We start from the raw sequence: 25,637 nt of genomic DNA, 5'->3' as shown, positions 1-25,637 counted from the left end.
AGCCGCACTCGCAATAGGCTTTTTTTGTTTTGCGGCTTATTTGTATTTTGCTTATTCGGGAAACCGAATTTGCGATTGCGAAACAACAGAAAAATATAGCACATCAGGAAGTCGAAGTTCAGTTAACCATTTTTATCATAAATAAATTTCTAAAGTATGGATTTAATACATTATCAGCCCATCGTTAATTCGATCATTTATTCAGTTTTAGGGTTTGTTATTTTAATAGCAGCTTATTTCATCATCGAAAAAATGACTCCCGAAAACACTTGGAAAGAGGTTGTCGAGAAAAATAATATTGCTGTTGCTATTGTTTTGGCAGCATTTATCATTGGTATTTCAATGATTATTAGTGCCGCAATTCATGGGTAAAAAGTTTCTTAGGTTTGAGTTTTTATTGCTGTTTGCTGTATTTGTTATTGCGACCTGCGGGCTTATTTACGAGCTTGTTGCGGGTACTTTGGCCAGTTATTTATTAGGCGATTCGGTCAAACAATTTTCGTTTATTATTGGCGTATACCTGTTTTCAATGGGTATTGGCTCATTTTTTTCTAAGTTTTTCCATAAAAATCTACTCAATACTTTTGTCGAAATCGAGATATTGGTAGGCTTAATTGGCGGCCTGAGTTCGGTAGTTTTATTTTTATTGTTCGAAAGTGTCGAGTACTTTCAGTTCATTTTGTATTTACTGGTCTTTATAACAGGATTTCTGGTTGGGTTAGAAATTCCGCTTTTAATGAATATCCTGAAAGACAAAGTCGAGTTCAGAGATTTGGTTTCTAATGTTTTTACCTTCGATTATATTGGCGCTTTATTGGCATCGATATTGTTCCCGTTGATTCTGGTTCCTAAATTAGGGATCATGGGAACCTCATTATTCTTTGGGATGATCAATGTAAGTATTGCTATTGCTTTGTGTTTTCTTTTGAAGAAAGAATTAAAGAACAGTTACTTCTTAAAAGCAAAAGCCATTTTCTCATTTATAATTTTATTAGGCGTTTTTCTTTTCTCTGATGTTATCTTATCTTATTCAGAAGGAAAGCTTTACGGAGAAAATATCATTTATACGAACTCAACTCCTTATCAGAGAATCGTTTTAACGCATAATAAGAGCGATTACAGGCTTTATTTAAACAACAACCTACAATTCAGCTCTGCAGATGAATATCGATACCACGAAGCTCTGGTTCATCCTGCAATGTCAATTGCCAAAAACGTGAAGCATGTTTTAGTTTTGGGCGGAGGTGATGGTCTCGCAGTGCGTGAAATTTTAAAATACAAAGACGTTGAAAAAGTCACCTTGGTTGATCTTGATCATGGAATGACAAAATTGTTTCAAACCAATAAAGTGCTAACGGATTTCAATAAAGGTTCGCTTAACAACCCGAAAGTTACCGTTATCAATACCGATGCTTATATTTGGGCAAAAAACTGTAAAGAAAAATTCGATGTTGCGATTATCGATTTTCCGGATCCGTCCAATTATAGTTTAGGAAAGTTATATTCTTTGAATTTTTACCAAACGATAAAAACGATTCTGCAACCTGATGCAGCAGTGGTTATACAAACTACTTCACCTTATTTTGCGCCAAAATCATTTTGGTGTATCAACAAAACCGTCATGCAGGTTTTTCCTCAGGTCGAAGCGTATCACGCCTATGTTCCTTCGTTTGGAGAATGGGGATATACCATTGCCATTAATGGTTTTGGAACTACTTTTAACAATGTAAACAGAAAGGCTGACGGATTAAAATTCTACAATTATCAATTTGACAGATTCAATTATTTTACCAATGATATGATCTCAAATGAAATTGAAATCAATCGATTAGACAACCAAATTTTAGTACGCTATTTTGATGAAGAATGGGGAAAATTACAGTAAATCAAGGCGCAGTTTTGTAAAAGGAATTGGAGCTTCTTTATTGTTAATTCCGTTTCTGCAATTTTGTTCCGATAAAATTATTCAACTGTTGCTTCGTTTGTCCGGAACCAATCATCTTTTGGGGCACAGGCTTTGGATAAAAGATTTCCCGGAACCAACATCTCAAATTCATATTCCGTATTTAATTGTTGGAGGAGGAATTTCAGGATTAAGTGCTGCCAGACAATTTCATAAAAAGGGAATTTCTGATTTTCTATTGGTTGAATTAGAGGGACATTTGGGTGGAAATTCATCAAATGGGGAAAACCGATATTCTAAGTTTCCACTGGGCGCGCATTATCTGCCGTTGCCTAATTTTAAGGACAAAGAATTATTACAATTTCTTGAAGAAGAAAAAATCATACAGGGTTACGATTCAAAAGGACTTCCTGTTTTTGATGAACTACAATTGTCTTTTGCTCCCGATGAACGATTATTTTATAAAAATAACTGGCAGGAAGGAGTTGTCCCGAAAGAAGGAAATTCTAAAAATCAGGATCTGGAGTTTCAGCGCTTTTTTAAATTAATGGATGCTTTTCGGGAAGGAAAGGGAAACGACGGAAAGTATTTATTTGATATTCCGCTTGGTCTTTCTTCAGAAGATGCTGCAACCAGAAGTCTGGATAAAATCACGATGAAAGAATGGTTTGAAACCAACAATTTCACAGCCGAACCTTTATTCAATTATATCGATTATTGCTGCAAAGACGATTTCGGATTGGGTATACATTATGTTTCGGCCTGGGCTGGTATTCAATATTTTGCGGGAAGAAAGCAAGATGCCACTTCAGATAAAAAAGACAGCGTTTTAACCTGGCCGGAAGGAAACGCCAGATTAGCTTCTCATCTCAAAAAATATACCGATCAAAAAACGCTGAAAAACCATTTGGTTTATGAGGTAAAAGTCAAAAATAATAAAGTGGTTGCCAAAGCCTTTGATGATGTCAAAAAGGTTTCGGTAGAAATTATTGCTGATAAAGTAATCATGGCAACACCTCAATTTGTAAATCAGTATTTGATAAAGGACCGAAAAGAATTCACAAAAGAATTTCATTATACACCCTGGCTTTTGGCAAGCTTAACCGTGACTGATTTAGCCGATAATTTTAGTTTTCCGCTTTCGTGGGATAATGTTATTTATGATGCAAAAGGTTTAGGATATGTCTATGATCAGCATCAGTCTTTAAATCAGGTTCAGCCCAAAAAGGTGATTACGTATTATTATAGTTTCTCTTCTGCTGATTTAAAAAAATCACGAAAAGAACTCTACAAAAAGAATAAGGAATATTGGAAACAATTCGTTTTTGATGACCTGAAAATTGCGCATCCCGATATTGAAGAATGTACAGAACAAATGGAAGTTTTTTTATTAGGTCACGGAATGGTAAGTCCTGCGCCTGGATTTATTTTTGGCAAAGCCAAAAAAGAAGCTTCAGGAAATATTGAGAATAAAATCTATTTTGCCCACACGGATTTATCGGGAATATCCATTTTTGAAGAAGCTTTTCATCACGGAATTAATGTAGTAAACCAAATTTTAGATGAAACAGCCCTGGATTCATAAAGCCAAAACCGATTTGACATTCATCATTGGTCCATCATTTTTTGTATTGGCCATTATATTTTTGTTGCAGGATTATATTACTGAAATAGAGAATAAATACTCGTTTTATACCTGGCTTTTCCTTATTGTTTTTATTGATGTGGCGCACGTTTATGCCACTTTGTTCAAAACCTATTTTGTAGCCGATGAATTCAAAAAGAACAAAAAGAGATTGTTGCTTTTGCCCACCATTTGTTTCGCTATTGGGATTATTCTTTTTTCTTTTGGAAGTTTGGTCTTTTGGTCATTTCTGGCGTATGTGGCTGTTTTTCATTTCATCAGGCAGCAATATGGCTTTATGCGATTGTATGCGAGAAACGAAGAAAAAACCAGACTGTCGGTTTGCATCGATAATTTGGCAATTTATGCTTCAACTGGATATCCCATGTTGTATTGGTTTTTTTCGTCTGAAAGAAAATTCAACTGGTTTGTTGAAAATGAGTTTTTTCGTTTTGAGAATACCTTTTTGCTAGAGATCTTGTTTTGGATTTATATTTCAATTTTACTGATTTATGTAAGTTATAGCATTTACAAAAGCATAAATAATAAGTTTTTTAATATTCCTAAAAATGCCATTATCCTGGGAACGGCGTTATCATGGTTTTTTGGGATTGTGTATTTTAATGATGATCTTATTTTTACGTTACTAAATGTAGTCTCTCACGGAATCCCGTACATGGCATTGGTTTATTTTAGGGAAATCGAAAATAAATCAACTAAGAGTTTGGGCGTTTTTAGTTATTTAAAAAGCTATAATGCAATCTTTATTTATATTCTGATTTTAATGGGAATTGCTTTTACCGAAGAATTTTTATGGGAAATTTTAGTCTGGAATGGAAACTTCTCCCTAACAACTTTTGATTTTTCTGGCTGGCAATTTTTGATTGTTCCGTTATTGAGTGTACCACAATTTACACATTATTTGCTCGATGGATTTATCTGGAAATCTAATAAAAGTCAAACTAAAATTTCTTGAGAAAGAATAAAAAAATGAACACGAATTTCACAAATTGACACTAATTTTAATAGTTAACGTAGTTTGTGAAATTCGTGTTTACTTTTTCATACGCTACTGAAATCCAGCTAAAATTTCTTAAAAAACTAAAATATCTCGTTTAGCCCCGATAGCAGCGATATCCTTTTATGGCGGGGTTCGCCATAAAAGATATAGCTAATAGCCGGACAATTGGTGTTTTGGAAATTGATTTTATGCTTCTAAAAACTAATCCTGCAAAATCATTTTTGCTTGAGGAATCATACGATCTACAAACAATTTATAGGTCGTTTCTGAAGGATGTAAGCCATCTGAAGCTATTAAGTTGCTGTTGCTTTGGCGTGTAATGTTGGTTATAGAAATAAAACTCACTCCTTTGCTTATACAGGTATTTTCTGCAAAAGTATTGTATTGGTCAATTTCATTCGAAATTTGTGCTCGTTTTGAGCTACTGTAACCCGAGGCAAATGGCGTATAAGCATAATCAGGAATCGAAACTACAATTACGTTTTTCTTAGCACCTTTTGCCAGTTGTATGGCTTTGCTTAGTAAATGTGGAAATTCTTTTTGATAGACAGAAAAGTCCATTTGCTGATATTGATTGTTGACACCAATTAAGAGTGTAACCAAATCATAATCTGCATCGAGATTTTCGTTATTTACTGCCGAGATTAGGTTTGCAGTGGTCCAGCCTGTTCTGGCAATTACTTTTAATGAAAAATCGGTTTGAGGATAAATTGTTTTCAAACTTGATTTTAACTGTTCAGGAAAACGACAAGTTTGGCAAACACTTTGGCCAATGGTATAACTATCGCCTAAAGCCAGGTATTTTACAGTACCTGAAATAGGTGTAGTTGGGATTTCTGTTTTGGGTGGAGTAACAGGCACGGGGGGAATAACTGCCGTTTTTGAAGCGGAATCGTCAGAACTACAGCTTAAAAGGAATATAGAAAGGATAACAATAACTATTTGTTTGAAATGTGATTTCATAATTTGTTTAATTAGATTCAGGATCATTTTAAACAAATAGTTACGTTATATAACTTGTTTTGGTTTTTAAACCATTTCGGTTTTCATCACGATTTCTTCTTCGATGGCATTCCAAAGTCCAATTCGTTTTTCTAATGCCAGGATCGAAATTTCTTCCACTTCTTTCCATTTTTGGGCATCATCTTCGCATAAATCAGAGATCATTTGCATCGCCATTGGGCCATGTTCATCGGCATCCAGTTCTATATGTCTTTCGAAATAATAAAGTAATTTACTTAAATCAATATCCGGAAGGTTTTGTTGAAAGTTTTTCAGGATTGCGGTAAACATACTTGGGATTAAATCTTCTCTTCCAAAAGTAAATGCTGCGGCAATTTCATGCGGTTTTCCTTCTTCGATCACTCTAAAAGTAAAGTCCAAAAAGGCTTTTGTGTCCGGATGTAAAGCGCTTTGTTTGATGGCAACAAAAATGTTATGCAATGAATTTACTTCGGATAAAAAGGTGTTGATTCCGGTTGTATCTGCTCCACAATCTTCCATTGCTTCAATATACATTTCATAATGACTTTGTCTTCTTCCGTCGATGCTTAAATCAGTTTCTTCGGCAAGAACAATTTCGTTGATTAAGTATCTTGTTTCAGGATTTTTTGTAGCAAACCAAGGTGTTGTAGTGCAGGTAAGTTTGGCTTGTAATGCTTTTAATAATGACATAAAATCCCAAACAGCAAAAACGTGGCTTTCTAAAAAACTATGCAAGTCATCGATGCTTTGAATTTTATTGTATAAAGAATGTTGTAAAAGTTGATCTTTTTGAGGTTGAATGCTATTGTGGATAGTTTCAATATTCATTTTCGTAAATTTTTTGCAAAGATAAAAAGCTTCCCGGTTAGAAGAAGCTTTTTATATTGTTTTTGTATATATTTTAATAGTTGTTTACTATTTAAAAGCTGGAATTCCAGTTACATCCATTCCGGTAATCAACAAATGTATGTCATGAGTTCCTTCATAAGTAATCACACTTTCGAGGTTCATCATGTGGCGCATAATCGAATATTCGCCCGTAATTCCCATCCCGCCCAGCATTTGTCTGGCTTCGCGGGCAATGTGAATTGCCATGTCGACATTGTTACGTTTTGCCATCGAGATTTGAGCCGTTGTTGCTTTTCCTTCGTTTCTTAAAACACCTAAACGCCAGGTTAGTAATTGTGCTTTTGTGATTTCGGTAATCATTTCTGCCAGTTTTTTCTGTTGTAATTGTGTTCCTCCAATTGGTTTTCCAAACTGAATTCTTTCTTTGGCATATCTTAAAGCTGTATCGTAACAATCCATTGCGGCACCAATTGCACCCCAGGCAATTCCGTATCGTGCTGAATCTAAACAGCCAAGCGGAGCGCCCAGACCGGATTTATTAGGTAAAAGATTTTCTTTAGGAACTTTTACATTATCAAAAATCAATTCTCCGGTTGATGATGCACGAAGCGACCATTTATTATGTGTTTCAGGAGTTGTAAAACCTTCCATGCCGCGTTCTACAATCAATCCATGAATTCTTCCAGATTCGTCTTTTGCCCAAACAACAGCAATATCTGCAAAAGGCGCATTCGAAATCCACATTTTGGCACCATTTAAAAGGTAATGGTCTCCCTTGTCTTTAAAATTGGTAATCATACTTCCGGGATCAGAACCGTGATCTGGCTCTGTTAGTCCAAAACAACCCATGAATTCTCCTGTAGCCAGTTTTGGTAAATATTTCATACGTTGTTCTTCGTTTCCGTATTTCCAGATAGGATACATTACTAAGGAAGACTGAACAGATGAGGTTGATCTTACGCCAGAATCGCCACGTTCGATTTCCTGCATAATTAGACCGTATGAAATTTGGTCTAATCCTGCGCCGCCGTATTCAACTGGAATATAAGGCCCAAAACCACCAATTTCTCCAAGTCCTTTAATAATCTGTTTAGGAAATTCTGCTTTTTGAGCATATTCTTCTATAATAGGAGAAACTTCTCTTTTGACCCATGAACGAGCTGATTCGCGAACTAATTTATGTTCGTCTGTTAGTAAATCGTCTAGGTTATAGTAATCGGGAGCTTGAAATAAATCTGGTTTCATTTGTGATAGTTTTTACAAAAACAAATTTACGTAATAAAAATATAACAAAAGCATGTTAAATTGTTATATTTTTACAAGACTTAAAGAAGAAAATTAGTATAAACCTTAATTAATTTTAGTTTATTGAAAATTTATAAGCTATTTTTGAGATTCCAAAAAACAAATTTAATGAGGCTGATCATCTCTTTTTTACTTTTTTTTGTTCTGAATACGGCAGTTTCTCAACAGAAAAAGGCTTTGACAGAACAAGAGTACTTAGTATTGCAAAATAAAATTAGGCTAACTGCAAATGCCAATGTAGATAGTGCTATTGTATTTGCTAATCAAATGGTGAAATCCAACAACAATAAACATTTGGCTTTTGCAAATGGAGCGTTGTCTTATTTAATTCAGTTAAAAGGAAATTCAGCAAAATCTAAAGAAAAATATCAGCTTGCATTAAAGTTCTTAAACAAAATGCCTGATGACCGGGATAAAAAACAACTGCGATCCATTTTATACAATTATAATGGTTTATCAGAATGGAAAAGAGGAAATTTTAGTGGAGCAATAGAGAGTTATCAGCAAGGTATTAAGCTTTCTATAGAAATTGGAGATATTATTCAAATTGTAAAATTTAAAAATAATATTGCCTCCATAAATGTAGCTGTGGGTAATTATCGTTTGGCTATCAAAGACTTAAGAGAACTTAATGATTTTGTCGATAAAAATGAAAGAGTTTACACCAAAGAGCAATTTTTAAATAATAAAAGCAATATCAATCTTATTTTGGCCGGTTCATATGAAGTTTATTATATGAAAGATGCCAAGAAAAAGATCTTGCTGGATTCTGCCGAATATTTTTACAAAAAAACAGTTAGTTATTCTCAGAATTTTCCTGATAATAAAATTGTGGCCAAATTAAGTTTAGGTAATATATATAGTTGGCAAAAAGATTATGCCAATGCTGAAAAAACCTACTACGATATTGTTTTTTTAGCGCATCAAAATAATATGCCAGAAATATTATGTACAGCAAATTATAATTTAGGAGATCTTTATTACACAACAAAAAAATACGATAAGGCTTTAGTCTTTTTTAAAAAATCAGATTCTATAGCGAATCATACTAAAACGAATCAGGTAGATTATCTGAAGTCAAATTATTATCAGGCCAAAATTTATAACATTCTTAAAGAACCTGAGCTTGCTTACAAACATTCGAAAATTTATTTGGATAATTACGAAAAGTCAGAGTCAAAATTAAATGACGAAATCCTGGAAGTAAATTATAAACTTGGTGTTGGAGATTTGACCAATGAAATGGTTACCATTCAGGAAAAATATAAATATGATGTTTTTCTCAATAAAGCATTGAAAGTTTTTTATGTTATTTTATTTGTCACTATCGTTTTTTTATTAATTAAAAACATAAGAGATAAAAATAAGGCCCATAAAAAGATGAATGACTTAATCGAGGAGTTTAAAGCTAATTTGGAAAAGAAAGCAAATACTCCTGAACAACAAGAAGTAGAAGAAGTTTTCGAGCAGGAAGAGATTTTACTCAAGAAAGAAAATGCCAATTTGAGTATCGATGAAGCGAAAGAAAATAAAATTGTCGAAAAATTACTCGCTCTCGAAAGCAAACATGAATACCTCAATGCCGATTTTACTTTGCCATATGTAGCAAAGAAAATAAAAACAAATACAACCTATTTATCTTATGTAGTAAATAAACGTTTTGGTAAATCTTTTGGAGAATATTCGAACGAACTTAAGATTAATTATGTAATCAACGAAATGATTACCAATCATATGTATCGTAAATATTCGACCCAGGCCATTGCAGAAAGTGTTGGATTTAAAAATGCAGTTTCATTTGCCAAATCATTTCGCAAAAGAACTGGAGTATCTCCAGCTCAATTTGCGAATAATATTTAATAAGTCATAGATAATATTTTGACTAATTCTATGATAGTTGCTTTTACATCCTTATTTGATGTATTGGCAGAATTGTATGCTTAGTAAAGCTATTTATTGATTTTTGAGAATTATTATTTTTTAAAATCTTTAAATTAAGAGTTTCAATTTAATTTTCTAAAGTTTTACTAAAGTGTATTTCCTTTTCCGTCTCCTTTTGAAGGGTCGATATATTGAGTTTGGGTTGTGTTTCCCTTTCCATCTCCTTTTGAAGGATCAATAGACTCGTCGCCTCCGTGAACAGTTTTTTGTTGTTTTTTAGATAATTTTTCTGTTTGAAAATCACTGATGTTTAATTTTTGAGTTTTCATAATTAGTTTCTTTATTAATTAAATTATTGATCTGAAAAATTGCAGTTGGTACAATTTTTTTGAACTATTTTGTTATAATGATCTTAGATTGAGATCTTGGATTTTGATATTTATTTAGTTACTACTACATTGCGCCCTTTCCATCTCCTTTTGATGGATCAATGTAACCGTCGCCTCCTGAAACAGTTTTTTGTTGATTTTTAGATAATTTTTCTGTTTGGAAATCGCTGATATTTAATTTTGTATTTTTCATTTTTAAGTTTTTTGAGTTAATTTTTTTATGGATAGTTATAGTTGATATAAAGTTTTTTGGATTGTTTTATATCCAAAATCTTATTGATGAATTAGAGTTTATTATTTATACATTCTACTGTATTTCCTTTTCCGTCTCCTTTAGATGGATCAATATCACCTCCTGAAACAGTTTTTTGTTGATTTTTAGATAATTTTTCTGTTTGGAAATCGCTGATATTTAATTTCATATTTTTCATTTTTAAGTTTTTTGAGTTAATTTTTTTATGGATAGTTATAGTTGATATAAAGTTTTTTGGATGGTTTTGTATCCAAAATTTTATTGATGTATTAGAGTTTATTATTTAATAGATTCTACGGTATTTCCTTTTCCGTCTCCTTTAGATGGATCAATCGGATCGTCACCGCCTGAAACAGTTTTTTGTTGTTTTTTAGATAATTTTTCGGTCTCGAAATCGCTAATATTTAATTTTAGATTTGCCATTTTTTTATATTTAATGATTAAATTATTATGGGGAGAAAATCTCTCTTAAAAAGAGAAGAACTTATTGTTATTTTAGGTGATACTTTTTTAATTCTTCGCTAAAATTCCGCGTATTTTTTGTAGGAAAAAAACCTTTGCTTTAAGACTTGAATTTTGCGACTGAAATATTTTTACAATCTTGTATTTCCCTTTCCGTCTCCTTTGGATGGATCGATATAATCATCTCCTCCATGAATAGTTTTTTGTTGATTTTTAGATAATTTTTCTGTTTGAAAATCTATCAATTTTAGTGCTTGATTTGTCATGTCGTTGAGTATTAGGGTTTATGATTTATCAAAACTAGACAAAAAGGAAAACGCTTAGTCGAGATTCGAGTTTTGAGGCTTTTGGTTGAAATATAATCATTGTAAGTTATTGTTATTCAGTAATTTGAATGATTTATTCAGACTGCTATAATTTATAAATTGTATGTAGTATAATTGATAAAATGTATGCCTTGAAGAGTTTTTTATGAATAAAAACAGCAATATTTGTACTGTAATTATGATTTTAAAGATTCGAAAAGATGTTAAAACTTGTCCAAAAATTTCTACAAATAAATAGATACTCGGAAATTAAAAATGAGTTTAAAGATTTGTTTCTTTCTCATCCAAATTATCCTAGTTTATTTGCTATAACAGATTCTCTGGATTTGCTATCTGTAGAGAATGCTGCGGTAAGAGTTTCGAAAGAACAAATAGTTGATTTGCCATCTAATTTTTTGGCCTATTTTAAGGAGGAACTTATACTGGTAGAAAAAGCTAAAAACTTTGTTCGTATCAATACGATAAAAAAAGGAAGTTTAAAAATGCCTTACGAGAAATTCCTTTTAGATTGGAATGGAGTGATCGTTGCAATAGAACCGAATAATGTTATTGCCAGAGAAAATCTAAAAGTTGAATTCAGCTGGTTAAAATTTACTTTGCCGCTTTTGCTTTTAGTTGGGTTATCTTTTTTCTACAATACCTATAATTTGTTTAGTATTGTTTTTTTAGTAACATCAATTCTGGGGTTTGCAGTAAGTGTTTTTATAGTTCAGGAAAAATTAGGTTTTAAAAACGGTATTATTTCAAGATTTTGTAACCTTAGTTCAAACTCTTCTTGTAATTCTGTCATTAATAATAAGGAAGGAAATAATAAATGGATTGGTTTTTCAGATCTGCCACTTATTTTCTTTGCTTCAAGTTTAATCGCTGTTTTAGTTAAGCCACTTGAATCAGCAGTTTTTATTGGTTTTTTAAGCTTATTGGCAATTCCGGTAATTGTTTCCTCTATTTGGATTCAAAAGTTTGAAATTCAAAAATGGTGTGTAATGTGCCTGGCTGTTTCGGCTATAATTTTTGTACAAAGTGCGATATGGTTTGCGTCAGATTTGTTTACATTAAGTTTTAGTTTCGAGGAAATTTTTCCTTTTGTATTTTCTGTTGTTCTTCTTGTCCCAATTTGGTCAGTTTTAAAAACAACTATAAAAAACATTCTGGGTAATGAAAATTCTCTAAAAGAGATGAAAAAATTCAAAAGAAATTATTCGTTATTAAATTTCTTGTCTAAAAAAGTGCCTCAAACAAATGGTTTTGAAGACTTAAGAGGATTAAATTTTGGAAACCGAAATGCAGCAGTAAAACTTTCGATTATTATAAGCCCAAGCTGCGATCATTGTCATAAAACATTTCAGGAAGCATTTGATTTAGTGTTAAGATTTCCGGATAAGATATTTTTAAATGTGCTATTCAATATTAACCCTGAAAATGCCGAAAATCCATATAAGCCAGTTGTAGAAAGACTTTTGGCTATCAATAGAGCAACTCCTGGAAAAACGGTTGAAGCAATATCAGATTGGCATATTAAAAAAATTGGACTTAAAAAATGGCTTAAAAAATGGCATGTTGACTCTGTGAGCATCATGATCAACCAGGAAATACAAAAGCAATATGAATGGTGTTCTAAAAATAATTTTAATTATACACCAGTTAAAATTGTAAATGACAGAGTATTTCCAGGTGAATATGAATTAAGCGAATTAAAATATTTCTTAAATGATTTTGTTGAGGAGTCTAATAGTGAGGTTCTTGAAAAGAAAATAGCTTAATGTTCCTAAAACAATCTTAAGTAATAGACAGAAGCTTCAAATGTCGATAAATGATTGAAGTAGTAAACGGAAAACATTAAAACCTAAGTATCATGTTAAAAAACATTTTGAATCTTGAAGGCGCAGTAGAATTAAGCGAAAATGAACAAAAAATGATAGCTGGGGGTAATGCTCCGGTTTGCAATCCAGGTTCGTTCGCAAAAAGATGTAATGAATTTGGAACAGTACCTTATTACTGGGATTGTGTGCCTGACGGAACAAAGGCTTGCTAATTACAGTATCATTTAAGTACTAAACAGAAACAAAAAACATAGTTATGATAAAAAATATTTTAAACCTTGAAGGAGCTCATTTTCTAACTACAAATGAGCAAAAAAGCATACAAGGGGGAACACCAGTTCAACCAGCCAATTGTTCTTGCTTTTGTTTTTCAGGACCTACCAAAGTAGAAGCCTATTGTAATGCCTATTGTCCAGACGGATCACTTCCGGGAATCAATGTAGGAAGTCCATCAACGTGTACTTCTCCAATGCCTCCGCCAAAACCGGGATTAGAGTAGGTGAGTAAAATAAGTCTACTTTGATTTTAGAAGAAGATATCATTCAAAAAAACAAAACAAAAAAACATAGTCATGATAAAAAACATTTTAAACCTTGAAGGAGCTTATTCTCTAAGCGAAAATGAGCAAAAAAGTATCAATGGAGGAAGTATTCCGCCAGATGGTGAGTGCGGAGAGTTTGTTGTGTTTTATGCTACGCAGGAACAATGTTTAGCTTATCCGCGTAACTTAAGACCAGCATATATAGGAAATAATCAATGTTCTATATTAATGGCTCCGTGTTAATAGTTGACTGAGTCGTTACAATAAAATATAATTGGAGTTTCAACATCAATATTTTATAATGTTAAAGAATATTTTGAATTTAGAAAGCGCACAGCATATAAGCAAGAGTGAGCAGAAAACAATAAAAGGAGGAATTCCTGAATGTTGGGTTCACGCGATCGAAGCTGGGTGCGTTTTAATACCAGTAGGCGGAAGTTGTCCTGTGAATACATCAGCAGGTATATGCGAAACAAGTCGCCTTTGTTGTTAATTTTTAACCATTTTAAGAGAAATACAGTATAGCCTTTTTTAGAATTTAGTCATGTTTTTTTTAATTTGTAGGCGCTCGATCGTGGAACATTGAGCAATTTCCCCACATTGATGATTGGTGTTGGGATTCTTTAGGAAAATTGGTCACTGAGTTGATTTTTATTTGGTTAGGGTTAACCAGTGCCATCTCCTACAGAAATTGTATTTCTAATAAATATGGTTTTTAAATACCCTAACAGAGAAGATATCTATCTTCTCTGTTTTTTTTTCATAGAATATAATGGTAATAAAATATTATGATAGTTTTTTAGCAGACAGAGGCTTCAACTGTCTTAAAATGATTGGAGTACTAACAAAATCAAAAAACAAATTATGAAAAAATTGAAAGATTTAATTGGGGTTGAAGTTTTAAGTGCTACTGAAAAGAAAAGTATTAATGGAGCAGGCCCGGGAATTGAGGCTTGTTATTGTCCTGATGGCACTTTTGCCGGTATTATACATCCGGGAGAAGGTGAGGTTTGCTCGTCAGTTATTGAAGAAAGTTGTTTATTGGACCACTAATTTTTTTTTAGTTTTAAATAAAAAGGAACCGCCTCATGATTTTATTTTGGCGGTTTCTTTTATACAGATCGTAACGGTACTTTGAATGATAGAGAATGATCGAATAAATTGATTTAGAGATTAAATAGAAACAACTTGTTTTAAATGTAATCACTTTAAAATAAGTTGTTTAAAATGTTTGAAAAAAAGAGAAATAATTAATTTAATAGTAAATATCATATTTTTGTTAAATAAAGAAATTTAATCTTAAATTGCTCTGAAATAAATGAATATAAGTTGAAAAAATTCACCAATTATAAGCAGGCCGATTATAAGGATTGCGGACCAACATGTTTAAAGATAGTAGCTAAACATTACGGAAAAACAATCAACATTCAGGAGTTGAGGGACATTAGCGAAACAACTCGTGAAGGTAGTAATTTGCTTTTTTTAAGCGATGCCGCAGAGAAAATTGGTTTTAGGACTTTAGGTGTAAAATTAAATCTGGAAAGATTGCAAGAGGCTCCATTGCCTTGTATTTTGCATTGGAATAAAAACCATTATGTTGTGCTTTATAAAATCAAAAGAGGAGTCTATTATATCTCAGATCCGGCTTTTGGTTTAATCGAATATAACAAGCAGGATTTTATTAAATTCTGGATAGGCAACAATGCAGATGAATTTACTCAGGAAGGCGTTGCTTTATTGATGGAAGCCGCTCCAAAGTTTTTTCAGTCTGAATTTGATAAAGAAGAAAATAAAGGTTTAGGTTTTAGACTGTTGTCGCAATATGTGTTGCGATACAAATCTTTTTTGACCCAATTGAGTATAGGATTATTGGCCAGCAGTATGCTGCAGCTAATTTTCCCGTTTTTAACCCAAAGTATTGTCGATGTAGGGATACAAAATCAAAACATACATTTTATTTATTTGATTCTTTTTGCGCAATTATTTCTTTTTGCAGGAAAGACAGGATTAGAGCTTATCAGGAGTTGGATATTATTGCATCTTTCTACCCGTATCAATATTTCGCTTATATCAGATTTCTTTATTAAATTAATGAATCTCCCTATTTCGTTTTTTGATGTGCGAATGACCGGAGATATTATGCAGCGTATTAATGATCATCGAAGAATCGAAAAAATTCTTACCACGTCATCATTAAATGTTTTGTTTTCTGTAATTAATATGTTCGTGCTCGGAGGAGTGTTGGCTTATTTTAACCTTCAGATATTCTTTGTGTTTTTTGTTGGAAGTATTCTCTACTTTGGATGGATCACTTTGTTTTTAAAACGAAGAGAAGTTCTCGATTACAAACGTTTTGCCGAGGTTTCGAACGAGCAAAACAAAGTAATGGAACTTATTAACGGAATGCAGGAAATTAAACTGCATAATGCCGAAAAACAAAAACGCTGGGGTTGGGAGTATATTCAGGCCAGACTTTTCAGGGTTTCGATAAAAGGATTGGTTTTAGAACAAACACAAACCATTGGTTCGTCTGTCATCAATGAGCTAAAAAATATTTTCATCATATTTCTTTCTGCAAAACTGGTAATTGATGGTTCTATAACGTTGGGGATGATGCTGGCGATAAGTTCGATTGTAGGAAGTTTAAATGGTCCTATTACACAGCTTATAGAATTTGTGAGAGAACTTCAGGATGCTAAAATTTCATTGGCCAGATTGTCTGAAATTCACGAGAAAGAAGATGAAACGCAACAAGAAGTTCATCAGACAAGTGATGTGCCATTTGACTCTGATATCGAGATAAAGAATCTTTCGTACCGTTATCTGGGATCAGATATCCCGGTTTTAGATGATTTAACGCTAAAAATTCCTGCTAATAAAGTAACCGCAATAGTAGGCGTTAGCGGAAGCGGAAAAACAACATTAATGAAACTGCTTCTTAAATTTTATGAACCTGAAAAAGGAGAAATTACTATAGGCAATACACAGTTTAAAAATATTTCGCAAAAAGCATGGCGATCCAATATTGGCGCAGTAATGCAGGAAGGTTTTATTTTTAGTGACACTATCGCCAATAATATTGCTTTTGGTGTCGATAAAGTCGATAAAGAGCGCTTGGTTTATGCAGCAGATGTGGCCAATATAAAAGAATATATCAGCGGTTTACCTCTTGGTTATAATACTAAAATTGGAGCCGAAGGAACCGGAATGAGTACAGGACAGAAACAGCGTATGCAAATAGCAAGGGCAGTTTATAAAAATCCTGAAATATTGTTTTTTGATGAAGCAACATCGGCCTTAGATGCTAATAATGAGAAAGAAATTATGCGAAAACTGGATGTTTTCTTTAAAGATAAAACGGTTGTTGTTATTGCACACCGACTGAGTACAGTGATGAATGCAGATCAAATCGTGGTTTTGGATAAAGGAAAAATTATAGAGATTGGCAATCATTCTGCTTTGGTAGAACAAAAAGGAAATTATTTTGAACTGGTTAAAAATCAATTACAATTAGGAAATTAATAATGGCAGAAGATACTACATTCGAATTAAGAAGTGAGGAAGTTCAGGACATCCTTACCAGAGTACCCCACTGGATGATACGTTGGGGGACCGTATTGATATTTGTAATTATTTTTATGCTATTTTTTGTGTCCTGGTTTATCAAATACCCGGATGTTGTAAATACCGAAATTGTTATTACGACCAATATTCCGCCAGAGAAAATAGTTTCGAAATCTTCAGGACGTATCGAGGCTATTTTGGTAAAAAATAAATCGCTAGTTTCAAAAAACAGTACACTCGCGATTATCGAAAACACAGCCAATTACAAAGATGTTTTTTTATTGAAAAAAATAGTTGATGAGTATAATATCAACAACCCCCAAAAAGCTTTTCCTTTTGCTTTGCTAAAAAATGCACAATTAGGGGAAATCGAAAGTGCTTTTGCTGTTTTTCAAAAAGATTATCAGGCAGAAGAATTAAATAAAGATTTGCAGCCTTTTCAGGTCGAAAACAGAGCACAGGTTTCAGAGAAAGTTCAGATCAAAGAAAGATTAGAAATTCTGCAACAGCAAAAGGTAATTAACGAAAGTGAATTACAGCTTCAGAAAAACGAAGTTGCCCGTTTTGAAACCCTCTTCAATAAAGGAATTATTTCGGCTCAGGAAATGGAGGCTAAAAAGTTAGGTTATCTTCAGGCACAGAAGAATTATAAAGGGCTTTTAACGTCTATTTCTCAGTTGAAGTCCTCTTTGATTGATAATTCAAAATTAAGTCAGAATTCGCAAATAAGCGGCACTAAGGAAGAAGTTACATTGGGTAGGAATATGGCGCAATCATTTTATCAGCTTAAAAAAGTAATAAAAGATTGGGAATTGGCTTATGCTTTAAAATCGTCTGTTAGCGGAGTGGTTACATTTTTGCAGGTTTGGACAGAAAATCAAACCATAAATGTTGGTGATAATGTGTTTTCTATTATTCCGGATACAAAAAATGGTTTTGTTGGGAAGGTTAAAGCGCCGGCTTTAAATTCCGGAAAGATAAAAGTGGGGCAAACGGTAAATATTCGCTTAGCGAATTTTCCGGACAGGGAATTTGGTGTGCTAAAAGGAAAGATCCAGAATATTTCTCTGGTTCCGGACAAAGATGGAAATTTATTACTGGATGTCGCTCTTCCAAACGGACTGCAGACTTCTTATAAAAAACAAATCGTTTTTCAGCAGGAAATGAAAGGAAGTGCCGAAATTGTAACTGAGGATCTGCGACTAATCGAGAGAATTTTGTATCAGTTCAAAAGTATTTTCGAACAGGTTTAAAACTTCAGGTAAAACTCTTTCGTCAATTCGATATATTCCGAAGTATAAACATGCCTCTCGATTTCGATTGTTAATTCGTCGATTTCGATTTCGTCAGTTTCATTTCGGCTAAAAGCCAATAAACTACGCTTTACGCTTGAGGTTGGTGTTCCTTTTACTCGCGTAATTTTGGTGGGATATAATTCTGATGCTTTTGCTAAAGCGATAAATTTTGCTTCTTCTCTATAAGGAAGAATTATTGCAAATATTCCGTTTTCGGATAAAAGCAAATCGGCAGCTTCAACCAGTTCTTCAAAAGGCATTGCATCCTGAAAGCGTGCTAAATCCCGTTGTTCATTTTCGGTTTTATAATCTTCGGCATAAAAAGGCGGATTTGAAACAATCAGATCATATTCGTCTTCCGGTTCTTCGATAAATTCATCTAAACCTGCATGAAAACAAAATAAGCGATCACCCCAGGGAGAATTTTCAAAATTATCAACTGCCTGTTCGTATGCATCTTCGTCAATTTCAAGAGCATCAATTTGTTCTGCATGAGATCGCTGAGCAAGCATCAAAGCAATAATACCAGTTCCTGCACCAATATCTAGTACACTAAAAGGATTATGATGAATTGGAGCCCAAGATCCTAATAAAACACCGTCTGTGCCGATTTTCATGGCAGTTTTATCTTGTTCTACAGAAAATTGCTTGAAAGTGAATTTAGACATTGCTGAAAAATTTAAAATAAAGATATCTAAGAAAAGTAAGCAACTGAAAACTGAGGACTTTTTACAAGTACATCTCCACCAATCCTTCCGGAAGGTTCATGATAACTTTTTTGTTTTCACGATCAATTTTTACAAGGAAATGATCGATCATTGGAATCAGCATTTCTACTTCGCCATTTAAAACTTCAAAAAGAGGTTGTGCGGTAGAATCATTTACGGCAACGATTTTGCCAAAAACACCCAGGCGTTGGTCTTCGATTTCAAAACCGATAACTTCGTGGAAATAAAATTTGTTACCACTAAGTTTTGGTAACATATTTAAAGGAAGATAAATAGCATTGCCCATAATGGCATCTGCATCTTCTTCGGTATTCATATCTTCAAAACGAATTCTTAGAAAATCGTTTTTGTGCAATGAACTTTTTTCAATAAAAAAAGGAACCAGGTGTTTATTGCATTCAATAAACACTGATTCCAGATTTTCGTATAACTCAGGTTCGTCCGTGTCTAAATAAGCCAGAACTTCACCTTTGAAACTAAATTTTTTAGCGATTTTACCTAAATAAAAACAATCTTCTTTACGCATTCTCGCTAAATATAATTATGCTTCAGTTGTTTCGTTATTTTCTTCAGCAGCAGGAGCTTCTTCAGTAGATGCTTCAACTTCAGCAACTTCTTCTTCAACTGCAGGAGTTGCAGCAGCGATAGCATCAGCTTCAGCTTGAGCTGCAGCAGCTAAACGTTTAGCGTTAACTTCTTGTTCTGCTTTAAAAGCTTTAGCTTTAGCATCAGCTTGCGCTTTTGTTAAACCTTCTTTTTTAGCATCAACTTTTCCAGCTTTAGCATCTAACCAAGCAGATAATTTAGCATCAGCTTGCTCTTGAGTTAAAGCACCTTTACGAATACCTCCATCAAGGTGGTGTTTCAATAAAGCACCTTTGTAAGAAAGAATTGCTCTTGCAGTATCAGTTGGTTGTGCACCATTGTGTAACCATTTAACTGCACTATCAAGGTTTAAGTCGATAGTTGCTGGGTTAGTGTTTGGATTGTAAGTACCGATTTTCTCTAAGTATTTACCATCTCTCTTTGAGCGTGCATCTGCAGCTACAACCCAGTAAAAAGGTTTTCCTTTTTTACCGTGTCTTTGTAATCTAATTTTTACTGACATAATCTTATGATTAAATTTTGAGGTACTCGACCTCTGTTAATTAAGGGCGCAAAGATATAATTTTTTTATGAATTATTGGTTTCAAACTTTATTAAATATATTTGATGCAGATTTTTGCTGTTTTTTTAAGCTGTTTCAGGGTTTAAATTTTCATTTTTCGACTCAAATAAGGTACTTTTGCCTCAAATTCATGACTTTATGAAAAAATATATCTACTTGTTATTTAGTGTTTTTGTGTTTGCAGCTTGTACTGAAGATGTGAAATTTAATACTCCTGCTTTTCAGGGATTAAAAGATAACGTTTTCTGGAGAGCTCAAAATTATACAGCTTATACCGAATTAAACACAACTTTAGTTATCGAAGGAGGTTTAGGAGCTGAAAAAGTAATTCTTAGAATGCCATCTCCAATTCCTCAAACATATATTTTGGGTGTTAATGATCAAGTTACGGCTTCCTATTCTGATGTTTTTGCCAGTACAGTGCCTAAATTGACTACAGGTACAAATCTGGGTAATGGCCAGATTGTGATTACAGAATTTGATGTTAAAAACAGCACTATTTCAGGTACATTTCGGTTTACGGCAGTAAATGAGAATGCGGGAGATGGAGAAAAACCTGAGATCCATTTTACCGAAGGTGTTTTTTATAAAATTCCTTACATGTCGAAGATAAACTACTAAAAATTAAGTTTTTCATTTGCAATTGTTTGGTTTTATTGATTTCTATTTTTTTAAATCAAAATAAAAACATAAATAAACTAATATATAGTAGATTACAGAAAAATAAGACTACATTTGCTACATTATTATAAATAAGTACATATGAACATTTTTGTTGGAAGCCTTCCATTCAGTATTGAGGAAGCAGATTTAAGAGAGTCTTTCGAGGCTTACGGAGCAGTAGATTCAGTTAAAATCATTACTGATAAATTTACAGGAAGAAGCAAAGGTTTTGGTTTCGTAGAGATGCCAAACGATGCAGAAGCTCAAAAAGCAATTGATGAATTGAACGGAGCTACTGTTCAAGGTCGTGCAATTGTGGTTAATAAATCTGAACCGAAACCAGAAGGCGAAAGAAGAAGCTTCAACAATAACAGTCGTGGTGGAGATTCACGCGGTGGTTATGGTGGAGGAAACAGCCGTGGTGGAAATGACCGTGGTGGTAACAGAGGAGGATATTAATATTTTTTTCTAAATATATAAAAGGGATCAACGAAAGTTGATCCCTTTTTTTTGTTTAAAAATTGTTTCAAGTTTCAATAACAACGTGAAACTTGAAACCTGAAACAAAACAACTATAAATTCGCCACAAGCCAGTCTCCAACTTCGCTGGTTTTGTATGCTTTAGAACCTTTTACAGCCAGATCTTCAGTAACAATTGCTTTTTCTAATGATTTGTTTACAACCGCTCTGATGGCTTCGGCTTCGTCTTTTAGTCCAAAAGCATCTTCGAACATCATTGCTGCAGATAAAATAGTCGCTAACGGATTTGCGATATTCAATCCTGTTGCCTGAGGATAAGATCCGTGAATTGGTTCGTATAGTGAAGTATGTTCTCCAACAGAAGCAGATGGCATTAATCCCATTGAACCTGAAATGACAGAAGCTTCATCAGTTAAGATATCTCCAAACAAGTTTTCAGTAATCAATACATCATAAGAATTTGGCCATTGCACTAAACGCATCGCAACTGCATCAACAAATTCGTAAGAAACGGTAACTTCTGGATAGTCTTTTTCCATTGCCTGAACGGTTTCTCTCCATAAACGAGATGTTTCTAATACGTTTGCTTTATCAACGCAACATAATTTTTTGCTACGTGTCATGGCTAATTCAAAACCTTTTTTAGCCAAACGTTGTACTTCTGCACGTGTATAAACACAATTATCAAAAGCAGTTTCTCCGTCGTCTCTTCTTCCTTTTTCTCCAAAGTAAATTCCTCCGGTTAATTCTCTTAAGAAAACCAAATCAGTTCCTTCGATTCTTTCTCTTTTTAGAGGAGAATTGTCAATCAAAGAAGGAAAGGTAAAAGTAGGACGCACATTAGCAAACAAGCCTAATTTTTTACGCATCAACAATAATCCTTGCTCCGGGCGAACTGGTGCGCTAGGATCGTTATCGTATTTTGGGTGACCAATTGCTCCAAATAAAACAGCATCAGCTTTCATGCAAACTTCATGCGTTTCATCAGGATAAGGAACTCCAACTGCATCAATTGCTGCAGCACCGGTAAGAGCTGGTGTCCATGTTATTTCGTGATTGAATTTTTTTGCAATAGCATCAGATACTTTTACAGCTTCATTTATAACCTCAGGACCAATTCCGTCTCCTGCTAAAAGGGCTATGTTAAATTTCATATTTTATAAGTTATGTTAATTTTTAAGGTTCAAAGTGACAAAGGTTCAAAGTGACAAAGGTTTAGAATTACAAAGAGAAAACCTTTGTTCCTCTGTAGCTCTGAACCTTTGCACCTTTAATTCGTAATTACATTCAGCATTTTTTGAGTTGCAATAATCGCTGCAACTGTTTGATCTGAATCTAATCCTCGGGTTTTAAATTCTTTTCCGTTATTTACCCAGGTGATGATTGTTTCGCATAAAGCGTCAGAACTACTTCCTGGTGGGATTCTCACAGCGTAATCAATCAATTTAGGAAGTGTTAGTTTTTTGCTTTTGTAAATTTTGGATAACGCATTCATAAAAGCATCAAACTGACCGTCACCCTGAGCGCTTTCTTCGATGATTTCATCGTCAATTTTTAAAAGCAAAGTTGTCGATGGGCGCATTCCTTTTGAATGCATTAGTACATAAGATTCAATGGTAATTTTATCTTCGTAAGTATGACTGTCCAAAACATCTGAGATGATGTATGGCAAATCTTCCTTGGTAACGGTTTCTTTTTTATCGCCTAGTTCTATGATACGTTGAGTTACCAATTTCAAATCTTCCTGATTTAATTTTAAACCTAATTCCTGAAGATTTTTTTCGATATTGGCTTTTCCGGAAGTTTTTCCTAAAGCGTATTTTCGTTTTCTCCCGAAACGTTCCGGAAGTAAATCATTAAAATATAAATTGTTTTTATTATCTCCGTCAGCGTGGATTCCAGCAGTTTGTGTAAAAACGTTATCACCAACAATTGGTTTGTTAGCAGGAATTCTATATCCTGTAAAAGTTTCTACAAGCTTACTTACCGTGTACAAAGAAGTTTCCTTGATGTTGATGCTAACTTCTGGTAAATAATCATTTATTACAGCAACAGTGCTTTCCAGCGGAGCATTTCCGGCACGTTCTCCCATTCCGTTTACGGTAACGTGAAGTCCGTTTATGCCAGCTTTTACTGCTTCCATAACATTAGCAATACTTAAATCGTAATCGTTATGGGCGTGAAAATCAAAATGAATCTGCGGATATCTTGCTCTGATTTTTGAGATGAATTCAAAAGTCAAAGACGGAATTAATACACCTAAAGTATCGGGAAGTAAAATTCTTTTAACGGGTTGAGTAGATAAAAAATCCAGAAACTGAAAAACGTATTCCGGTGAATTTCTCATTCCGTTGCTCCAGTCCTCCAGATAAACGTTTGTCTCAATATTGTTTTCTTTTGCTAGAGCAATGATCTCGGCAATTTCAGAAAAGTGCTGTTCAGGTGTTTTTTTTAATTGATGTGTCAGGTGATTCATTGAACCTTTGGTCAGTAAATTTTGCACTTTGGCACCTGCTTTTTTCATCCATTCGATCGAAACACCTCCATCTACAAAAGAAAGAACTTCGATACGATTACTATATCCTTTCTCGGCAGCCCAGGATGTAATGCCTTTTACAGCTTGAAATTCTCCTTCGCTGACACGAGCCGAAGCAATTTCGATTCTATCAATATTTAATTCCTCCAACAACAATTGTGCAATGGTTAGTTTTTCTGCAGCAGAAAAAGATACTCCAGAGGTTTGTTCACCATCACGAAGTGTCGTATCCATTATTTCAATTTTTCTTTTTTCCATATTGATTTTCTATATTTCTTTAAAAGTGAATTATAGTTATTTTTATATTTTTCCTCTTACTTCGTTTAGCTTCATCGTCATCGAAATTGCTGAATTTTCGATCCAGTTATTGTATTCTTCGATTGCCTTCAATCTTAATTCATCCTCTAAATAACCTTCTTCGACCATCTGACTGGAACCGGCAACTTTGGACCAAATTCCAACTTTCGATTTAAAATCAGAATCTTCCTGATGATAAGCTTCATCTGAATTTATTTTCTCGATAGAATGAAAACCTGCTTCTTGTAATAATTGAGGTAAATCTTCGCCTATCTTATTATTCATTCCGGCATCTGCCCGCCATTTCAAAAAAGTTTTATAAAACTCCTGCATGCTTTCCGGTGGCGACGGATTCCAGATTAAATTGGTGTGATCATAATCCAGAATTGATATTTGACCATTTGGCTTCAATAATGATTTCATTTTTATTAAAGCTTCTTTCGGATTGCTTAACCATTGCAATGTTCTGGCTGAAACAATAAGGTCAAATTTTATATCTGGGTTGTAATCAAATAAATCAACAGCAATTAATTCTAAATTAGAAACTGACTGATAAGATTCCTTACCGCTTTTTATAAAATTTTCCGTATTATCAATTCCAATAACTTTTCCGTTAGAGCCAATATCATTTGCGATGTCCTTAGAAATGGAGCCTGTTCCGCAGCCAATATCCAAAATGGTTATTCCGGGTTTTAAAATCTCAATCAGATTTCGATAATCTTTAGCTAAACTTCTGTTGTCGAATATTTTTGTTGCATTTTGTCCGTCTCTTTCAATATGTTTATTTCCTTTCATTTACAATAGGATTATTTTTTTAAACTTATTTCTTTGTCGGATTATTTCTGAAATATTCTTTCAGTCGATTTCATTTAGAAAGACCCGACAAGCTTTGAAACCTGTCGGGTCTAATAGACTGAATGAGATTTCTTTTTAGTAAGGAAGTTTATCGGCGAAAGCCACAATATCTTCTTTAATATTTTGCAAATAATCAATGTCATCAAAGCCATTAATCATATTGTTCTTTTTGTATCCGTTAATCGCAAAAGATTCTGATTGACCTGTTGCCAATAAAGTAATCGTTTGGTTTGGTAAGTTGATTTCTAATTGTGTATTAGGATCAGTTTCGATTGCTTTGAAGATTGTATCAGCAAATTCAGGGCTTACCTGAACCGGTAAAACACCAATATTCAAACAGTTTCCTTTGAAGATATCTGCAAAGAAACTTGAAACTACAGCTCTAAAACCGTAATCGTAAACTGCCCACGCAGCGTGTTCTCTTGAAGATCCTGAACCGAAGTTTTTTCCTCCAACAAGGATTTTTCCGCTATAAGTTGAATCGTTTAAAACGAAATCAGCTTTTGGAGAATCATCTCCGTTATATCTCCAGTCTCTAAAAAGATTGTCTCCAAAACCTTCACGCTTTGTAGCTTTCAGGAAACGAGCCGGGATGATTTGATCTGTATCTACGTTCTCAATTGGCAGCGGCACTGCACTGCTGGTAAGTATGTTAAATTTATCGTATGCCATTTTTTCTTTTGCTTTAGG

At 33.7% G+C, this 25,637-nt stretch carries 30 protein-coding genes; 15 read left to right on the top strand and 15 right to left on the bottom strand.

The features are described 5' to 3' along the window. The first annotated feature begins 156 nt into the window (after window positions 1-156). The 4 genes from GIY83_RS18515 to GIY83_RS18500 are packed head-to-tail and all read left to right on the top strand — an operon-like array spanning window position 157 to window position 4,503. Complete coding sequence (locus GIY83_RS18515) at window positions 157-372, top strand: DUF350 domain-containing protein (RefSeq protein ID WP_065451555.1); 216 nt, start codon at window positions 157-159, stop codon at window positions 370-372. Further along, window positions 365-1,885 (top strand): polyamine aminopropyltransferase, encoded by a 1,521-nt coding sequence (locus tag GIY83_RS18510; RefSeq protein ID WP_208682819.1) that lies wholly within the window; start codon window positions 365-367, stop codon window positions 1,883-1,885. The genes GIY83_RS18515 and GIY83_RS18510 overlap by 8 nt, the downstream gene beginning before the upstream one ends. Continuing rightward, window positions 1,860-3,488, top strand: a complete 1,629-nt coding sequence (locus tag GIY83_RS18505) for an NAD(P)/FAD-dependent oxidoreductase (protein WP_194615223.1) — start codon at window positions 1,860-1,862, stop codon at window positions 3,486-3,488. The genes GIY83_RS18510 and GIY83_RS18505 overlap by 26 nt, the downstream gene beginning before the upstream one ends. Continuing rightward, window positions 3,466-4,503, top strand: a complete 1,038-nt coding sequence (locus GIY83_RS18500; protein ID WP_208682817.1) for a hypothetical protein — start codon at window positions 3,466-3,468, stop codon at window positions 4,501-4,503. The genes GIY83_RS18505 and GIY83_RS18500 overlap by 23 nt, the downstream gene beginning before the upstream one ends. A 246-nt stretch (window positions 4,504-4,749) precedes the next feature. On the opposite strand, the gene GIY83_RS18495 is transcribed toward GIY83_RS18500, so the two are convergent. From GIY83_RS18495 to GIY83_RS18485, 3 genes are all read right to left on the bottom strand, one after another. Beyond that, window positions 4,750-5,511 (bottom strand): SGNH/GDSL hydrolase family protein, encoded by a 762-nt coding sequence (locus GIY83_RS18495; RefSeq protein WP_208682815.1) that lies wholly within the window; start codon window positions 5,509-5,511, stop codon window positions 4,750-4,752. Window positions 5,512-5,577: 66 nt separating this feature from the next. Then, window positions 5,578-6,360 carry a DUF3050 domain-containing protein gene (locus GIY83_RS18490; RefSeq protein WP_208682814.1) on the bottom strand — a complete coding sequence of 261 codons (783 nt, stop codon included), beginning with the start codon at window positions 6,358-6,360 and terminating at the stop codon, window positions 5,578-5,580. Between the two features lie 87 nt (window positions 6,361-6,447). Beyond that, window positions 6,448-7,626: an acyl-CoA dehydrogenase family protein gene (locus GIY83_RS18485; RefSeq protein ID WP_208682811.1), complete on the bottom strand. Its 1,179-nt coding sequence runs from the start codon at window positions 7,624-7,626 to the stop codon at window positions 6,448-6,450. 168 nt (window positions 7,627-7,794) lie between these two features. Between GIY83_RS18485 and GIY83_RS18480 the strand changes: the two genes are divergently transcribed. Further along, complete coding sequence (locus GIY83_RS18480; RefSeq protein WP_194615228.1) at window positions 7,795-9,546, top strand: helix-turn-helix domain-containing protein; 1,752 nt, start codon at window positions 7,795-7,797, stop codon at window positions 9,544-9,546. Window positions 9,547-9,713: 167 nt separating this feature from the next. On the opposite strand, the gene GIY83_RS18475 is transcribed toward GIY83_RS18480, so the two are convergent. The 5 genes from GIY83_RS18475 to GIY83_RS18455 all read right to left on the bottom strand — a co-directional run bounded on the left by GIY83_RS18475 (window position 9,714) and on the right by GIY83_RS18455 (window position 10,937). Beyond that, window positions 9,714-9,896 carry an rSAM-modified peptide gene (locus GIY83_RS18475; RefSeq protein ID WP_194615229.1) on the bottom strand — a complete coding sequence of 61 codons (183 nt, stop codon included), beginning with the start codon at window positions 9,894-9,896 and terminating at the stop codon, window positions 9,714-9,716. A 124-nt stretch (window positions 9,897-10,020) separates the two neighbouring features. After that, a complete protein-coding gene (locus GIY83_RS18470) occupies window positions 10,021-10,149 on the bottom strand; it encodes an rSAM-modified peptide (protein ID WP_194615230.1) in 129 nt (42 codons plus the stop codon). 91 nt (window positions 10,150-10,240) lie between these two features. Continuing rightward, window positions 10,241-10,378, bottom strand: a complete 138-nt coding sequence (locus GIY83_RS18465; RefSeq protein ID WP_229029132.1) for an rSAM-modified peptide — start codon at window positions 10,376-10,378, stop codon at window positions 10,241-10,243. Window positions 10,379-10,488: 110 nt separating this feature from the next. Next, a complete protein-coding gene (locus GIY83_RS18460; RefSeq protein WP_208682807.1) occupies window positions 10,489-10,632 on the bottom strand; it encodes an rSAM-modified peptide in 144 nt (47 codons plus the stop codon). Window positions 10,633-10,802: 170 nt separating this feature from the next. Then, window positions 10,803-10,937, bottom strand: coding sequence for an rSAM-modified peptide (locus tag GIY83_RS18455; RefSeq protein ID WP_194615234.1), 135 nt, complete (start codon window positions 10,935-10,937; stop codon window positions 10,803-10,805). 260 nt (window positions 10,938-11,197) lie between these two features. Here GIY83_RS18455 and GIY83_RS18450 point away from each other — a divergent pair, with 260 nt between their 5' ends. The 8 genes from GIY83_RS18450 to GIY83_RS18415 all read left to right on the top strand — a co-directional run bounded on the left by GIY83_RS18450 (window position 11,198) and on the right by GIY83_RS18415 (window position 18,178). Further along, a complete protein-coding gene (locus GIY83_RS18450) occupies window positions 11,198-12,760 on the top strand; it encodes a vitamin K epoxide reductase family protein (protein WP_208682804.1) in 1,563 nt (520 codons plus the stop codon). A 92-nt stretch (window positions 12,761-12,852) separates the two neighbouring features. Continuing rightward, window positions 12,853-13,032 (top strand): hypothetical protein, encoded by a 180-nt coding sequence (locus GIY83_RS18445; protein ID WP_208682802.1) that lies wholly within the window; start codon window positions 12,853-12,855, stop codon window positions 13,030-13,032. Between the two features lie 44 nt (window positions 13,033-13,076). Continuing rightward, window positions 13,077-13,319 carry a hypothetical protein gene (locus tag GIY83_RS18440; RefSeq protein WP_208682800.1) on the top strand — a complete coding sequence of 81 codons (243 nt, stop codon included), beginning with the start codon at window positions 13,077-13,079 and terminating at the stop codon, window positions 13,317-13,319. A gap of 72 nt (window positions 13,320-13,391) precedes the next feature. Continuing rightward, window positions 13,392-13,604, top strand: a complete 213-nt coding sequence (locus GIY83_RS18435; RefSeq protein ID WP_208682798.1) for a hypothetical protein — start codon at window positions 13,392-13,394, stop codon at window positions 13,602-13,604. Window positions 13,605-13,662: 58 nt separating this feature from the next. Continuing rightward, window positions 13,663-13,854: a hypothetical protein gene (locus tag GIY83_RS18430; RefSeq protein ID WP_208682796.1), complete on the top strand. Its 192-nt coding sequence runs from the start codon at window positions 13,663-13,665 to the stop codon at window positions 13,852-13,854. A 371-nt stretch (window positions 13,855-14,225) separates the two neighbouring features. Next, window positions 14,226-14,414 (top strand): hypothetical protein, encoded by a 189-nt coding sequence (locus GIY83_RS18425; protein WP_208682794.1) that lies wholly within the window; start codon window positions 14,226-14,228, stop codon window positions 14,412-14,414. Window positions 14,415-14,690: 276 nt separating this feature from the next. Then, complete coding sequence (locus tag GIY83_RS18420) at window positions 14,691-16,883, top strand: peptidase domain-containing ABC transporter (RefSeq protein ID WP_208682792.1); 2,193 nt, start codon at window positions 14,691-14,693, stop codon at window positions 16,881-16,883. A gap of 2 nt (window positions 16,884-16,885) precedes the next feature. Further along, window positions 16,886-18,178 carry an HlyD family secretion protein gene (locus GIY83_RS18415; protein ID WP_194615240.1) on the top strand — a complete coding sequence of 431 codons (1,293 nt, stop codon included), beginning with the start codon at window positions 16,886-16,888 and terminating at the stop codon, window positions 18,176-18,178. Here the strand turns inward: GIY83_RS18415 and GIY83_RS18410 are convergent. The 3 genes from GIY83_RS18410 to GIY83_RS18400 form a co-directional block, all read right to left on the bottom strand. Beyond that, on the bottom strand, window positions 18,175-18,888 hold the full coding sequence (locus tag GIY83_RS18410; RefSeq protein ID WP_208682790.1) for a tRNA1(Val) (adenine(37)-N6)-methyltransferase: 714 nt from the start codon (window positions 18,886-18,888) through the stop codon (window positions 18,175-18,177). The genes GIY83_RS18415 and GIY83_RS18410 overlap by 4 nt on opposite strands. 61 nt (window positions 18,889-18,949) lie before the next feature. After that, a complete protein-coding gene (rimM, locus tag GIY83_RS18405) occupies window positions 18,950-19,474 on the bottom strand; it encodes a ribosome maturation factor RimM (RefSeq protein WP_065451539.1) in 525 nt (174 codons plus the stop codon). Window positions 19,475-19,489: 15 nt separating this feature from the next. Beyond that, window positions 19,490-20,056: a 30S ribosomal protein S16 gene (locus GIY83_RS18400; RefSeq protein ID WP_194615243.1), complete on the bottom strand. Its 567-nt coding sequence runs from the start codon at window positions 20,054-20,056 to the stop codon at window positions 19,490-19,492. Between the two features lie 198 nt (window positions 20,057-20,254). Here GIY83_RS18400 and GIY83_RS18395 point away from each other — a divergent pair, with 198 nt between their 5' ends. Together GIY83_RS18395 and GIY83_RS18390 are read left to right on the top strand one after the other, a co-directional pair. Then, the gene (locus tag GIY83_RS18395) at window positions 20,255-20,737 is read left to right on the top strand and encodes a DUF6252 family protein (RefSeq protein WP_208682788.1); all 483 of its coding nucleotides are present in this window, start codon (window positions 20,255-20,257) and stop codon (window positions 20,735-20,737) included. A gap of 141 nt (window positions 20,738-20,878) precedes the next feature. Next, entirely contained in the window at window positions 20,879-21,238 is a 360-nt protein-coding gene (locus GIY83_RS18390; protein ID WP_026982652.1) for an RNA-binding protein, read from the top strand. 113 nt (window positions 21,239-21,351) lie between these two features. Here the strand turns inward: GIY83_RS18390 and leuB are convergent, their stop codons facing one another. The 4 genes from leuB to leuD all read right to left on the bottom strand — a co-directional run bounded on the left by leuB (window position 21,352) and on the right by leuD (window position 25,619). Then, window positions 21,352-22,413 carry a 3-isopropylmalate dehydrogenase gene (leuB, locus tag GIY83_RS18385; protein WP_194615245.1) on the bottom strand — a complete coding sequence of 354 codons (1,062 nt, stop codon included), beginning with the start codon at window positions 22,411-22,413 and terminating at the stop codon, window positions 21,352-21,354. Window positions 22,414-22,529: 116 nt separating this feature from the next. Beyond that, on the bottom strand, window positions 22,530-24,053 hold the full coding sequence (locus GIY83_RS18380; protein WP_194615246.1) for an alpha-isopropylmalate synthase regulatory domain-containing protein: 1,524 nt from the start codon (window positions 24,051-24,053) through the stop codon (window positions 22,530-22,532). 42 nt (window positions 24,054-24,095) lie between these two features. Continuing rightward, window positions 24,096-24,887 (bottom strand): methyltransferase domain-containing protein, encoded by a 792-nt coding sequence (locus tag GIY83_RS18375; RefSeq protein WP_194615247.1) that lies wholly within the window; start codon window positions 24,885-24,887, stop codon window positions 24,096-24,098. Between the two features lie 135 nt (window positions 24,888-25,022). After that, window positions 25,023-25,619 carry a 3-isopropylmalate dehydratase small subunit gene (leuD, locus tag GIY83_RS18370; protein ID WP_194615248.1) on the bottom strand — a complete coding sequence of 199 codons (597 nt, stop codon included), beginning with the start codon at window positions 25,617-25,619 and terminating at the stop codon, window positions 25,023-25,025. Window positions 25,620-25,637: the final 18 nt, after the last annotated feature.

Source organism: Flavobacterium sp. SLB02 (assembly GCF_009664855.1).
In the GTDB taxonomy this organism is placed as follows: domain Bacteria; phylum Bacteroidota; class Bacteroidia; order Flavobacteriales; family Flavobacteriaceae; genus Flavobacterium.
Note: the sequence above shows the minus strand (reverse complement) of the source record. Positions and strands in the feature narration are given on the sequence as shown.